Origin of the sequence: Arthrobacter sp. H-02-3 (genome assembly GCF_003097355.1) — a bacterium.
Classification (GTDB): Bacteria; Actinomycetota; Actinomycetes; order Actinomycetales; family Micrococcaceae; genus Arthrobacter; species Arthrobacter humicola.
Genome location: NZ_PYUI01000001.1, coordinates 254,847 through 268,018, shown reverse-complemented (window position 1 = coordinate 268,018; position 13,172 = coordinate 254,847). Strand labels below are relative to the sequence as shown.

The following is a 13,172-nucleotide window of genomic DNA, read 5'->3' as shown; positions in this document are numbered from 1 at the left end:
TACCCAACACCAGGAGTACAGAATGCGACCCACGAATCGTACGGTTTCCGCGCGAATCGCGCGCCAGGCCCTTGGCGCTGCCAGCCTGACCCTCACCCTCGGACTAGCGGCCTGTTCGGGAGGAGCAGTGCCCGCGGCGGATTCGAAGACTTTGTCCGCCGCCGACGTCGACCCCGCCGCAGCAGCGGCCCTGCCAGAGCGCTACAAGTCAGCCGGAGTCATCAAGGTCGCCTCGGACATTCCGTACCCGCCGATGGAGATGTTCGATGAGAACCAAAAACTCACGGGTCTGGACTACGACCTTGCCCAGGCCCTGGGCGCGAAGCTCGGGGTGCGGCTGGAACTGCAGACCCAGGCTTTCGACAGCATCATTCCGTCGCTGCAGTCGGGCAAGAACGACATCATCATGTCAGGGATGAACGACACCGCTGAGCGCCAGGCGACGCTGAACTTCGTCGACTACTTCCATGCCGGATTCTCCATCCTCGTGCCCAAGGGCAACCCGGACCGCATCACAACCGTGCTGGACCTGTGCGGCAGGAACGTTGCCGTGCAGAAGGCGACCGTGCAGGCGGAGATTCTTCGCAGCTATGACCAGCAGTGCAAGGACAAGGGCTCAGAACCGGTGGGCGTCTCCGAACTGCCGCTGGAAACGGATGTCCAGACGGCCGTCCGTTCAGGAAAAGCAGCAGCCGACGTCGTCGATTCCGCCGCGGCTGCCTACGCCGCCAAGACCGCCGGGAACGGCAAGGTCTTCGACATCGTCAAAGACCCGGCAAACCCCTCCGGTTACAAGCCCGTCTACACCGGGATCGGCGTCCTTAAGAAGGATGCGGAGCTCAGCAAGGCCTTGCTGGCAGCCCTTCAGGCGATCGTCGCCGACGGCAGTTACGGCACGATCCTTGAGAAGTACGACCTCGCCGACTACAGGGTCAAGGAAACCGGCCTCAACTTGGGTACGGCCAAACCATGAAACAGGCAAACACGCTCCCATCCCGAGAAGTAGCAGCTGAGACCGCGGCCGGGACCGCAATCGTCGGCACTGCCGAGGACGATGTTGTGGCTGTTCCGTTGCGCCACCCGTGGCGCTGGGTAGTCGCGGCAGCGTTGGCTCTCGGATTTGTGGCCCTTCTTTCATCGCTGTGGTCCAACCCGAACATTGACCACTCGACCATCAAGAACTACGCGTTCCACCCCCGGATCCTCAGCGGAATAGGGCTCACCCTGGCGCTGACGGCCATTTCCATGCTGGTCTCCACGGTGCTTGGCGTGCTGCTCGCGGTGATGCGCCTTTCGAGAAATCCGGTGATGAACGCCTTCGCCTGGCTCTATGTGTGGGTCTTCCGCGGCACCCCGCTGCTGATCCAAGTTGTTTTCTGGGGCTACCTGGGGCTGCTCTATTCACAGATTTCCCTGGGCCTGCCGTTCACTGACTTCACGTTCTTCTCAATCGACACCAACGCCCTGGTTCCGGCGTTCACGGCCGGACTGCTGGCCATGACGTTGAACCAGGCCGCTTATTCAGCCGAAATAATCCGGGGAGGGATGCTCTCAGTCGATACCGGCCAGCACGAAGCCGCGTATTCGCTCGGGATGTCGCCGGCCTTCGCCCTGTTTCGGGTGGTGCTGCCACAAGCGATGCGCGTGATCATCCCGCCGATGGGCAACGAGACGATCTCGATGTTGAAAAACACCTCACTGTTGTCAGTCATCGCAGTACTCGAGCTCTATACGGTGGCAACGCAAATCTCTTCGCAGAACCTCCGACAAGTGGAACTGCTCGTAGTGGTCAGCTGCTGGTACCTGTTCCTGACCACGGTGCTATCCGTTCCGCAGTACTACCTGGAACGGCACTACGGCCGTGGAAACGCACGCCAGCAGACCCCCACGCCCGTGGGCAGGATGCTCTCCACACTCCGCAAAGGCGGCAAGCACCACGCAGAATCGAAAGGACTCCAGCCATGACCGACGCCCTCGCCACCCATGAGCACGCGGTCGGCGCCGCCGCGTCGCCGCTCCTCGTTGCCAGCAACGTCCGCAAACATTACGGCAGCGTGGAGGTGTTGAAGGGCATCTCGCTGACCGTCAACCCCGGGGAGGTTATGTGCCTTCTAGGCCCATCCGGTTCCGGCAAGTCCACCTTCCTGCGTTGCATCAATCATTTGGAACGGATCGACGGCGGACGGATATCCGTCGGCGGGGACCTGATCGGCTATACCCAGCGTCAGGACCGGATTTTTGAAATGAATCCCCGTCAAGTGGCCAGGCAGCGGCGCGGCATCGGCATGGTTTTTCAGCGCTTCAATCTCTTCCCGCATATGACTGCCCTGGAGAACATCTCGGTTGCGCCGGTGGGAGTCAAAAAAGTGCCCAAGCAGCAAGCGTCCAAGCGCGGAATGGACTTGCTGGAGCGGGTGGGCCTGGCACACCTGGCGAAGGCCTACCCGGCGCAGCTATCCGGGGGGCAGCAGCAGCGGGTTGCAATTGCCAGGGCACTGGCCATGGACCCCCAACTCCTGCTCTTTGATGAGCCGACGAGCGCCCTGGACCCGGAACTGGTTGGCGACGTCCTCGACGTTATGCGCACGCTGGCCTCCGATGGCATGACCATGATCGTTGTCACTCATGAAATCGGCTTCGCCCGTAGCGCTGCGGACAACGTCGTCTTTATGGACGGCGGCGTGGTGGTGGAATCAGGGGCTCCGACATCCGTGCTGGACAACCCGCAAAACCCCCGGACCATCGCATTCCTCAACAGCGTTATGTAAGAAGCCCGGATGCACTGCCAAACCAGATGTCATGTTTGGCGGCCGGGCCCTGAACGCCCTGACTGCGCCTTCCCTCGTTCCTCGTTTCTTCCCGCCCTATGAACAGTGAGCCCTACATGAAGATCTCCCGCGCCACCGTCACCCTCATCGATGTTCCGTTGCTGGAACCCTTTGTAGTTTCCTATGCCACTTACGCCTCAATGCCGAGCGTTATCCTTACCCTCGAGACCGACGACGGTTTAACCGGGTACGGCGAGAGCGTTCCGGACGGCCACATCACCGGAGAAACCCCCACCGGGACCGTCGAAGCCCTCAAAACCGAGTTGCTTCCCGCCGTGATGGGTTTGGATCCCCGCGACATCACTGCCATCCATCAGCGGCTCAACCAGGCGCTCAAGGGCTGTGGAGCGGCGAAAGCAGCCGTCGACATTGCCTGCTGGGACCTGGCGGGAAAGGCGGCCGGGCGACCCATCTACGCACTGCTCGGCGGCCGGCGGCCTGAACAGCCAACCATCGCCAAGGTATTGAGCATCCTGGAACCGGAAGTCCTGGTGGCGCAGGCAGTCCAAGCGCGCGGGGAAGGCTACCGCCACCTCAAAATGAAGCTCGGCAGCGGTGACGGGCAGGACATCGAGCGCGTGCGGGCGGTCCGGGCAGCGATCGGCAGCGACATGGCCATTCGGGTGGACGCCAACCAGGGCTGGGGCGATACCGCCACCGCACGCACCATGATCCGAGCCCTTGAACCATTCGGGATTGACTGGGTAGAGCAGCCAATCCCCGCGGACGATATCGATGGATTCCGGCTCCTCCGCCAGGACACGAGCGCCCGCCTCATGGCCGACGAGTCCGTGGTTGACGCCAGCGACCTCGCGCGGTTCGTCCGCGACCGCTCGGTGGACATGGTCAACCTTAAATTGATGAAGAGCGGCGGCATCACGCCGTGTCATCGTCTGGCCACTCAGGCTGAACTCGGCGGACTCAAAGTACAGATCGGTTCCATGCTGGAAACAAGCGTTGCCTCCGCTGCCGGTTTCCACCTGGCCCTCAGCCACCCGAACATCGTGTCCACCGAACTCTCCGGTCCCATCAAGTTCGCCACGGAACCTGGCGACCTCCAGTACATTCTCCCCAACGTCCAGATCACTGAGCGGCCAGGGCTCGGAGTCGATATGGACACGGACATTCTTGCCGAACTCACGGTGAGTGAATGCGAAGTCAGCGCGTGAGTGGCGGCGCCATAAGGCGCCGCCGGCTGGCGGAGATTTGGACTCACCTGCATAGCCATCCTGAACCCAGCATGCAGGAATTCGCCACTGCAGAGTATCTCGCGGGACTTCTGGAGCAGGCGGGCCTTGAGGTTCGCAGGTTCGACTCCCTCCCGGGTTTCACGGCCGACGTGGGGACGGGTCCTCCAGTGATTGGACTGCGGGCAGAAATGGACGCCCTTGTACAAAACACGGCAGGGGGACCGACGGCGGTCCACTCCTGCGGTCACGACGCCAACATGGCAATAGTCGCCACCGTGATGCTGGAACTGGGAGAACTCGGGGACCTGCTGGAAGGCTCCGTGCGGGCGATCTTCCAGCCGGCCGAGGAATTGGGCAACGGTGCCGAACACGTGGCTGCTTTGGGTGTCAGCGATGGGCTTAGTTATCTCTTCGGCGTGCACTTACGTCCGGAAGAAGAACTCCCGGCTCCATATTTCGCGCCATCCATTTCGCACGGATCATGCCTCTTTGCGGCGGGAACCATCACGGGGTCTGACCATCACGGGGCGCGTCCACACCTCGGGGCGAACGCCGTTGAGGTTGCGCTCGAAATCTCCGAGGGGTTGGGTCGCATACGGGTTGACCCGCAAGTTCCCAGTTCGGCCAAGATGACCATGCTCCACGCCGGTGGGGACAACCTCAACGTCATACCGGGCAGCGGACGCTTCGGAGTGGACCTGCGCGCCCAAACCAATGAAGTCATGTCCGCCCTCCGCGCAGGACTCGAATCGGTCTGTGCACGGGTGGCTGCGTCAACAGGGACAGTGATCGACCTCGACTTCCGGGATGCCGTACCCGCGGCCATGATCGGACCCCGCGCCGAAGCCGCCCTCGCAGCGGCAGTGGCCACGGAACTGGGCGACGACCACTTGCGGCCACGTATTGTTACATCGGGATCGGACGACTTCCATTTCTACACACTGCGAAACCCCGAAATTCAGGCAGCCATGCTCGCCGTCGGAGCGAACGTCCAGCCAGGACTTCACGACCCGGCCATGACATTCGAAGCCGAATCCATGGAACGGGCGGTTGGCGTGCTCCTTGAAGCCTGCCTTCACCCGGAACCGCTGCTGATCGGCGTCGCCCCAGTAGGAATGGCCCTTCAGGAAAAGCCGGGCTAGCGGTCCATATGGCGGGGGGTCACCTTGCTGAAGAGCATGAAGGTGAAGCCGGAGGCAGCGGCCCCGAGCAGGAAGACCTGGCAGAAGGCCACGGACTGGACGCTGGGACCGCTTTGCAGCACGAGTCCGGCGCACGCAAATGCCACGGCGCCGGCGAGGAGGGCCAGCGAGCCGAGCAGGAAGGCCTGGACGGTGGCCGGAAACTCCCCGGCGTAGTCGAGCTGAAGGTCCCGGCCGCGCGGGGCCACGCTTCCGGGCTTCGCGCCTTCCCGGACCCGGGCTCGCGGCTGCAGGGCAGCGGCCGTGACGAAGCTGGCCACGGAAACAGCCATGCACAACCCGGCCACCAGTTGCAGGGTGCTCATCATGGGCGAAAGCCGCGTCCCGCTGGCAATTGCGACGGCGAGTCCGGCAGCCATGCCGGCGGCGCTGGAGGCCCAGCCCAGCAGGGCCAGCTTCCGGCACAGGGGCCGCAGTTGCGGCCACACGTCACTCATGGTCATGCATCAAGGGTAATGAGGTCCGCTGTACGGCGGCTGGGAGCAACCGGGCAACAAGCCGGGCAAGCAACCCGGCAGAATGCTGGGCAAACCCGGCAGCGAACGAAGCCGTCCAGGCATTGCCCGGCCTACCATTGACACGTGACAGCAGCGACAGGCACCCGGCTTAGCCCCGGCATCATCGGCAGGCTGCGGCTGGCCGCGCAGGGTCTGCTGGGGCCAGGGTTTCAGAACGTCCCGGACGCCGTCCGCCGAATGACGGCCATGCAGGCGCAGGACCTGCCGTCCGTTCTCTGGGCTGTCGGCCAGCGGGTGCCGGGGTCGCGCGTTGACGATGTCCGCGCCGCCCTGGACCGGGGGGAGATAGTCCGCTCCTGGCCGATGCGCGGCACTTTGCACGTGCTGGCTCCCGAGGACCTGAAGTGGATGCTGGCCATTACCTCCGGCCGGCTGATCCGCGGCCTGGCCGGGCGCCACCGGGAGCTGGAGATCAGCGCCGCGGACCTCGACGCCGCCGCGGACACCGCGCTGCAGCTGGTCTCCGGAGGAGCAGCCGCCAGCCGGACGGAGCTGTTCCAGGCCCTGGAACGCGCGGGACAGTCCACGGCCGGCCAGCGCGGCATTCACCTGCTCGGCGCCCTGTGCCAGCGGGGATTGCTGGTGCAGGGTCCGCTGGCCGGCAACCAGCAGCTCATCGTGGCTTTCGACGACTGGATCACCGGGTCGCGGACCCTGGACCGGTCAGAAGGTATCGCCGAATGGCTGCTGCGTTACTTCCGCAGCCACGGCCCCGCCACGGAACGTGATTTTGCCTGGTGGTCCGGTCTTCCGCTGACGGAAACCCGGGCCGCCTTGGCACAGGTGAAGGACCAGCTCGTGGAGCTGCGGCTCGACGGGACCAGCTACTGGCTCTCGCCCGAAACGGCATCGCTGCTCGACGACGGCGTCCCCGGGCAGCGCACCGTGCTGGCCCTGCCGGGGTTCGACGAATTCCTGCTCGGCTACGCGGACCGGTCCCTCGTGCTGCCGGCCCAGCATGCGGACAGAATCGTCCCGGGCGGCAACGGCGTGTTCAAGAAGACCATTGTGGCGGGCGGCGGGGTGATCGGCACCTGGGCGGGACCGGCGGGCCGCCGGGGCGGTGGCGTCGTGCCCGAACCCTTCGACGCCGTTAACGGGCTGCGGCCTGCCGCCCAAAAATCCTTTGAGCTGCAGGCCGCGAAGTACCGCAGATATCTTGGTGCCGGAACGGATTCCTGACGAGCCCTAGAGGGTTCCGGTGGCTATGCGGAGCATGCGGCGCAGCGGCTCGGCGGCGCCCCACAGCAGCTGGTCACCGACCGTGAACGCGCTGATGTACTGCGGGCCCATCTCCATCTTGCGGATGCGTCCCACCGGAATGTTCAGGGTGCCGGACGCCGCCACGGGGGTGAGGTCGGCCATCGAGGCTTCCTTGGTGTTCGGCACCACGTGGGCCCACTCGTTGTCCGCGTCCAGGAGCTTCTCGATCTCGGCGACCGAGAGGTCTTCGCGCAGCTTCAGGGTCAGGGCCTGGGAGTGCGAGCGCATGGCGCCGATCCGGATGCACAGACCGTCCATGATGACGTGGTCTTCGGCCGAGGTGCCGAGGATTTTGTTGGTCTCCACCCCGGCCTTCCACTCCTCCTTGGACTGGCCGTTGCCGAGATCCGCGTCGATCCAGGGGATGAGGGAGCCAGCCAGCGGGACGCCGAACTGCGTGGCGTCGATGTCGGTGCGCTGGTGCGCCAGGACCTTCCGGTCGATTTCCAGGATGGCCGACGCCGGATCGCTCAGTTCGCTGCTGACCTCCGCGTTGAGGGTGCCGAACTGGTTCAGCAGTTCACGCATGTGGCGTGCCCCGCCGCCGGAGGCGGCCTGGTACGTCATGGAGGTGCCCCACTCGACGAGGCCGTTCTTGAACAGCCCGCCGAGGCCCATGAGCATGCAGGACACGGTGCAGTTGCCGCCGATGTAGTCCTTCACACCGCCGGACAGGCCGGCGTCGATGACATCCCGGTTGATGGGGTCCAGCACGATGATGGAGTCATCATTCATGCGCAGGGTGGACGCGGCGTCGATCCAGAGGCCGTCCCAGCCGCGGCTGCGCAGCTCGCCGTGGACCTGCTTGGTGTAGTCGCCGCCCTGGGTGGTGACAATAATGGGCAGCTTCGCCAGCGTCTCGACGTCGAACGCGTCCTCAAGCTTGCCGGCCGCGCCCGCGGCAGCACCGGCAATGGCCGGGGCGGCACCGCCCGCGTTCGAGGTGGAGAAGAAGACCGGGTTGATATTGGCGAAGTCGCCCTCGTCCTGCATGCGCTGCATCAGGACGGAACCGACCATGCCACGCCAACCGACCAGGCCGACGGACGGGGTAGCTGCTGTAGTCATGGGCCCAGTTTAGACTTCACCGGCCGCAGGACGCAGTCGGTTACGTCACGCGGGCGCGGACGACGCCGGGCCGGGAGGCGGCCGGCGCTAGTCGCCGTGCGGCTCTTCCAGCAGTGCCGCTTTGCGTCGGCGCAGCGCAAAGACCGCCCCGAACGCGAAGACCTGGGTCACCACCACCAGCACGATGGCACCGGGGATCTTGTTGCCGCCCAGGATCATGGTCAGTCCCACGATCGCCGAGAGCAGCGCCAGCAGGGGCAGGAGCATGTACCCCAGGACAAAGAGTGTCTCGGGCTTCCTCAGCACTACTTGGCCTCCGTCCGGCGCCATAGCGTGACCCTGTAGCGGGTGCCGCTGGCGGACGTCAGCCAGCCGTTGGCGGGAAGGCTGGCCGAGGCGGCCCATTCGTAGCCGAGTTCGGGCGCGAAGGTGTCCCCTTCCGCTGTGGTGTCGATCGTGGTCACAACCGCGACGTCGGCAAGGTCCAGCGCCTGCGCGTAGATGCTTCCGCCGCCGATGATCCAGACCATCTCGTTGCCGGGGGCGAACTGCGATTCCAGGAGAGCATCGTCGAGGGACCTGACGGCGACGGCACCGGCCGCCGCGGGCGTTCCGCCCCAGGCTTCCTGGCGGGTGATGACGATGTTCGTCCGGCCGGGCAGCGGGCGGAACTTCTCCGGGAACGACTCCCAGGTCTTGCGGCCCATGATGACCGGGTGGCCGGCGGTGAGGCTGCTGAAGTGCTTGAGGTCCTCGGGCAGGTGCCACGGCATGGTGCCGCTTTTGCCGATGACGCCGGTGCTGGTCTGGGCCCAGACCAGCCCCAGGCCGGTGGTGGAGGCTCGGAGTTGCTCGGTGAAATCGCCGGGCTGCACGCCCGGGGTCTTTTCTGTGCTCATACGGCTATCGGGGCCTTAATCGTCGGGTGGTGCTGGTATCCGATCACCTCGAAGTCCTCGAGGGTGTAGTCGAAGATGGAGTCAGGCTTGCGGGTGATCTTCAGCTGCGGGTAGTCGTAGGGCTCGCGGGCGAGCTGCTTGAGGACCTGGTCCATGTGGTTGTCGTAGATGTGCACGTCTCCGCCGGTCCAGACGAATTCGCCCGGTTCCAGGCCGGTCTGCTGGGCCAGCATGCAGGTCAGCAGCGCGTAGGACGCGATGTTGAAAGGTACGCCCAGGAAGGTGTCCGCCGAGCGCTGGTACAGCTGGCAGGAGAGTTTGCCGTCGGCCACGTAGAACTGGAAGAACGCATGGCAGGGCGGCAGAGCCATGTCCTTGAGCTCGGCGACGTTCCACGCCGAGACGATGTGCCGGCGCGAGTCCGGGTTGGACTTGAGGTTCTCGACGAGTTCGGCAATCTGGTCGATGTGGCCGCCGTCGGGCGTGGGCCAGGAGCGCCACTGGACCCCGTAAACGGGGCCGAGCTCGCCGTCGGCGTCGGCCCATTCGTCCCAGATGGTCACGCCCTGGTCCTGCATCCATTTGACGTTGGTGTCGCCGCGCAGGAACCACAGCAGCTCCACGGCCACGGACTTGAAGTGCACCCGTTTGGTGGTGATGAGCGGGAAGCTTTTGCTCAGGTCAAAGCGGAGTTGGCGACCAAACACGCTGAGGGTGCCGGTTCCGGTACGGTCCGATTTGTGCGTGCCGTGCTCGAGGACGTCACGCAGCAGGTCTTCATAGGGCGTAGGAATGCTCACGGTTCCAGTCTAGAGGTCCGGTCCAAGGCTTCGCAGTGTGAAGGTACCGGGCAGCAGGGCGCCACGTGTTGCGGGACGTCAGTCGTCGAAGGGCCTGAACCGCTCCACGGCAACCACCTTGTTCTTGCTGCCGTGGGCCACGTGGCAGACGATCATCTCGCCCGGGGCCAGGTACGGGTCCGAGGACGGCAGTTCGTCCCGGAGGCGGGAGTTCATGTGTTTTTCGAGTTGTTTCAGGACGGTCGGCAGCGCCGGGCGGTGCGTGCACAGGGCCACTGCCCGCTGCTTGTCGAACAGCGCCTCGACGGCGGCGGCCGTCTTGTGCGGGCTGCGGCCGTGCCGGTGCTCGGTGAGAGCCTCGTTGAGCTTCACCTTGGCGTCGGCCGCCTTCGCGTAGGGCGCGATGGTGGCCACGCACCGGAGCCACGGGCTGGAGACGATCCGGGCCGGCTTCCAGGCTTGCAGGAGCCGGCCCACCGCCTGCGCCTGCCGCATGCCGGTCGCGGCCAGCGGGCGATCGCCTTCGGCCTTGCTCCAGGAGGAACGGGGCTTGGCCTTCGCGTGGCGGACCACCAGCAGGGGCCAGGTCTTGAGTTCGCCGCGGGCATGGGCCGAAGCCAGATGCTCGAGCGGCTCGACATCGCTGGGGTTGCTCAGCAGCCGGGCCGCCTTTTCGGGTGAACACCACATGATGCTGTCCACTTCCTTGCCGTCCGGCACCAGCGCAGCGCCGTTGACGTCGACCGCCCAGTAGTGCACCACCTTCAGCCCGGCGGGCACGTGGTAGTGGATGGGCGGAAGCGGGATCCCGAGAGGCGCAATGAGCCCGATTTCTTCCCAGACCTCGCGGACGGCGCATTCCGGGATGGTCTCGCCGGGGTCGATCTTTCCCTTTGGCCAGGACCAGTCGTCATACCGCGGGCGGTGAATCAGCAGGACCTCAAGCTGGTCCTTGTTGACCGAATTGAGGCGCCACGGAATGGCGCCGGCCGCCGTGACGGCCACCGCCTCGCCGGGCTGGTCCGTCTGGTCCGCAACCAGTGCATCGCTGCTCACACTCACGGCCTCTACCGCAGGCTGGTCGAACGTTGGCGCGAGCGGGAAGCAAGCAGCCAGGACTGGACGTCCTCGAGGTTCCGGCCGTCTTCCGCGAGGTGGTGGCGGGTCCAGTCGCCCTGCTTGTCCAAGTGCCAGCTGGCGGTTTCCGGATCCATGTAGCGCTTGAGCAGGTCCAGGACATAGCTCGTGTCGTCGCCGCTCGTGAGCTGCACGAGGGCCTCCACCCGGCGGTCCAGGTTGCGGTGCATCATGTCGGCCGAGCCGATGTACACCACCGGGTCGCCGGCGTTGGCGAAGGCGAAGACGCGCGAGTGCTCCAGGAAACGGCCGAGCACGGAGCGGACCGTGATGTTCTCGCTCAGGCCCGGAACGCCGGGACGCAGGGAGCAGATGCCGCGGACGATGACGTCCACCGGCACCCCGGCCTGGGACGCGCGGTAGAGCGAATCGATGATGGCCTCGTCCACCATCGAATTGACCTTGATCTGGACCCGGGCGGCGATGCCGGCCTTGGCGTTCCTGATCTCGGTTTCGATCCTGTCGATCAGACCGGACCGGACTGAGCGCGGCGCCACGAGCAGCCGTTTGAATGTGGACTTCGGCGCGTAGCCGGAAAGCTGGTTGAACAGCTTTGAGAGGTCTTCGCCCACCTGCTCGTTGGACGTCAGCAGGCCCAGGTCCTCGTAGTACCGGGCTGTGCGCGGGTGGTAGTTGCCCGTGCCGATGTGGCAGTAGCGGCGCAGGCCGTCCACTTCCTGGCGGACCACAAGCGAGAGCTTGCAGTGGGTCTTCAGGCCCACGATGCCGTACACCACGTGGACGCCGGCCTGCTCGAGTTTCCGGGCCCAGGAGATGTTGGCCTGTTCGTCGAAGCGGGCCTTGATCTCCACGAGGGCAAGGACCTGCTTGCCGGATTCGGCGGCGTCGATCAGGGCGTCGACAATCGGCGAGTCCCCGGACGTGCGGTAGAGGGTCTGCTTGATGGCCTGGACCTTCGGATCCGCGGCCGCCTGTTCCAGGAACGCCTGGACGGACGTGGAGAAAGAGTCATACGGGTGGTGCAGGAGGATGTCCCGGCGCCGCATGGCCGCAAAGACGTTGGCCGCCTTGGACGTCTCCGATTCGTTGAGGTGCCGCGAGGTGTGCGGGACGTGCTTCGGGTAATGCAGGTCCGCCCGGTCGATCCCGGCAATGACCGAGAGGCCGCGCAGGTCCAGCGGTGCCGGGACGGAGTAGACCTCGGATTCCTCGACGCCGAGCTCCCGGATCAGCAGGGCGCGGATGTTCGGGTTGATGTCGTTGGTGACCTCGAGCCGGACGGGAGGGCCGAACCGGCGGCGCAGGAGTTCCTTCTCCAGTGCCTGCAGGAGGTTTTCGGCGTCGTCCTCTTCAACCTCGACGTCCTCGTTGCGGGTCACGCGGAAGGTGTGGTGCTCCAGGACCTCCATGCCGGCGAACAGCTGGTCCAGGTGCACGGCAATGACCTCTTCGAGGGCGATGAACCGTGCCACGCGTCCCGGGACGGAGCCGGCACGGGGACCGTCGATGGAGATCAGGCGCGGCAGCTGGTCGGGCACCTTGACACGTGCGAAGAGCTCCTTGTCGCTGACCGGGTTGCGGACCACCACGGCCAGGTTCAGGGACAGCCCGGAAATGTAGGGGAAGGGGTGGGCCGGATCCACGGCCAGCGGGGTCAGGATCGGGAATACCTTTTCCGCGAACATGGCGCTGAGCTGGTCCTTGGCCTGGGAGTCGAGTTCCTCCCAGTGCATGAGGTGGATGTGCTCGTAGGCCAGAGCGGGCCTGATCTGTTCGGCGTAGACCCGGGCGTGGCGCTGTTGCAGCCGGTGGGCCGCGTCGCCGATCTGCTCCAGGACCTGCATGGGGCTCAGCCCGGCGGGGGAGGGGACGGCGAGTCCCGTGGCGATCCGCCGCTTCAGCCCGGCCACCCGGACCATGAAGAACTCGTCGAGGTTGGAGGCGAAGATGGACAGGAAGCTGACCCGCTCCAGAAGGTACAGATTGGGGTCCTCGGCCAGTTCCAGAACCCGGGCGTTGAACGCAAGCCAGCTCAGCTCCCGGTCCAGGAACCGGTCCGGGCTGATTTCGCCTTCCGGTTCCAGGTTCGGCGCGAACTCCGGAATGTCGATCCGGTCCTGGGTGGCGCGCGAGGCCGGCACTTCGGAGGAGCCAAAGCGGGCACGTACCGGGCGCGCCCCCTTTTCCGGCGTAGCGGGTTCAGACGTGGATGTCCGGGCAGTTTCCCGTGGCATGGTGTCTCCTCAATGCTGGCGCGATGTAGGTTCAACCTTACAAGCAATAACGGCCCGATGGCCCCAGATTTC

General features: G+C 65.3%; 13 protein-coding genes. 6 read left to right on the top strand and 7 right to left on the bottom strand.

Translation table 11 applies throughout. The features are described from left to right. Positions 1 to 22 precede the first annotated feature (22 nt). The 5 genes from C9424_RS01285 to C9424_RS01265 all read left to right on the top strand — a co-directional run bounded on the left by C9424_RS01285 (position 23) and on the right by C9424_RS01265 (position 5,160). Positions 23 to 973 carry an ABC transporter substrate-binding protein gene (locus C9424_RS01285; protein ID WP_116765135.1) on the top strand — a complete coding sequence of 317 codons (951 nt, stop codon included), beginning with the start codon at positions 23 to 25 and terminating at the stop codon, positions 971 to 973. Next, positions 970 to 1,965, top strand: coding sequence for an amino acid ABC transporter permease (locus tag C9424_RS01280; RefSeq protein ID WP_116765134.1), 996 nt, complete (start codon positions 970 to 972; stop codon positions 1,963 to 1,965). The genes C9424_RS01285 and C9424_RS01280 overlap by 4 nt, the downstream gene beginning before the upstream one ends. Further along, positions 1,962 to 2,768: an amino acid ABC transporter ATP-binding protein gene (locus tag C9424_RS01275; protein WP_116765133.1), complete on the top strand. Its 807-nt coding sequence runs from the start codon at positions 1,962 to 1,964 to the stop codon at positions 2,766 to 2,768. The genes C9424_RS01280 and C9424_RS01275 overlap by 4 nt, the downstream gene beginning before the upstream one ends. A gap of 98 nt (positions 2,769 to 2,866) precedes the next feature. Continuing rightward, positions 2,867 to 3,997, top strand: a complete 1,131-nt coding sequence (locus C9424_RS01270; protein ID WP_202615729.1) for a mandelate racemase/muconate lactonizing enzyme family protein — start codon at positions 2,867 to 2,869, stop codon at positions 3,995 to 3,997. After that, entirely contained in the window at positions 3,979 to 5,160 is a 1,182-nt protein-coding gene (locus C9424_RS01265; RefSeq protein ID WP_116765131.1) for an amidohydrolase, read from the top strand. Before C9424_RS01270 ends, C9424_RS01265 begins: the two co-directional genes overlap by 19 nt. On the opposite strand, the gene C9424_RS01260 is transcribed toward C9424_RS01265, so the two are convergent. Next, positions 5,157 to 5,663 (bottom strand): hypothetical protein, encoded by a 507-nt coding sequence (locus C9424_RS01260; RefSeq protein WP_237563233.1) that lies wholly within the window; start codon positions 5,661 to 5,663, stop codon positions 5,157 to 5,159. The two genes, C9424_RS01265 and C9424_RS01260, sit on opposite strands and share 4 nt — an antisense overlap. 138 nt (positions 5,664 to 5,801) lie before the next feature. On the opposite strand from C9424_RS01260, the gene C9424_RS01255 reads away from it, so the two are divergent. After that, a complete protein-coding gene (locus C9424_RS01255) occupies positions 5,802 to 6,920 on the top strand; it encodes a winged helix DNA-binding domain-containing protein (RefSeq protein WP_116765130.1) in 1,119 nt (372 codons plus the stop codon). Positions 6,921 to 6,926: 6 nt separating this feature from the next. On the opposite strand, the gene asd is transcribed toward C9424_RS01255, so the two are convergent. The 6 genes from asd to C9424_RS01225 all read right to left on the bottom strand — a co-directional run bounded on the left by asd (position 6,927) and on the right by C9424_RS01225 (position 13,100). Continuing rightward, positions 6,927 to 8,069, bottom strand: coding sequence for an aspartate-semialdehyde dehydrogenase (asd, locus tag C9424_RS01250; RefSeq protein ID WP_116765129.1), 1,143 nt, complete (start codon positions 8,067 to 8,069; stop codon positions 6,927 to 6,929). Positions 8,070 to 8,156: 87 nt separating this feature from the next. Then, complete coding sequence (locus tag C9424_RS01245) at positions 8,157 to 8,375, bottom strand: NF038396 family protein (protein ID WP_116765128.1); 219 nt, start codon at positions 8,373 to 8,375, stop codon at positions 8,157 to 8,159. Continuing rightward, the gene (locus tag C9424_RS01240; protein ID WP_116765127.1) at positions 8,375 to 8,968 is read right to left on the bottom strand and encodes a dihydrofolate reductase; all 594 of its coding nucleotides are present in this window, start codon (positions 8,966 to 8,968) and stop codon (positions 8,375 to 8,377) included. The genes C9424_RS01245 and C9424_RS01240 overlap by 1 nt, the downstream gene beginning before the upstream one ends. Beyond that, positions 8,965 to 9,768 (bottom strand): thymidylate synthase, encoded by an 804-nt coding sequence (locus C9424_RS01235; RefSeq protein WP_116765126.1) that lies wholly within the window; start codon positions 9,766 to 9,768, stop codon positions 8,965 to 8,967. Before C9424_RS01235 ends, C9424_RS01240 begins: the two co-directional genes overlap by 4 nt. A 78-nt stretch (positions 9,769 to 9,846) precedes the next feature. Then, positions 9,847 to 10,824, bottom strand: coding sequence for an NUDIX hydrolase (locus C9424_RS01230; RefSeq protein ID WP_116765125.1), 978 nt, complete (start codon positions 10,822 to 10,824; stop codon positions 9,847 to 9,849). Positions 10,825 to 10,835: 11 nt separating this feature from the next. Next, positions 10,836 to 13,100: an RNA degradosome polyphosphate kinase gene (locus C9424_RS01225; RefSeq protein ID WP_116765124.1), complete on the bottom strand. Its 2,265-nt coding sequence runs from the start codon at positions 13,098 to 13,100 to the stop codon at positions 10,836 to 10,838. Positions 13,101 to 13,172: the final 72 nt, after the last annotated feature.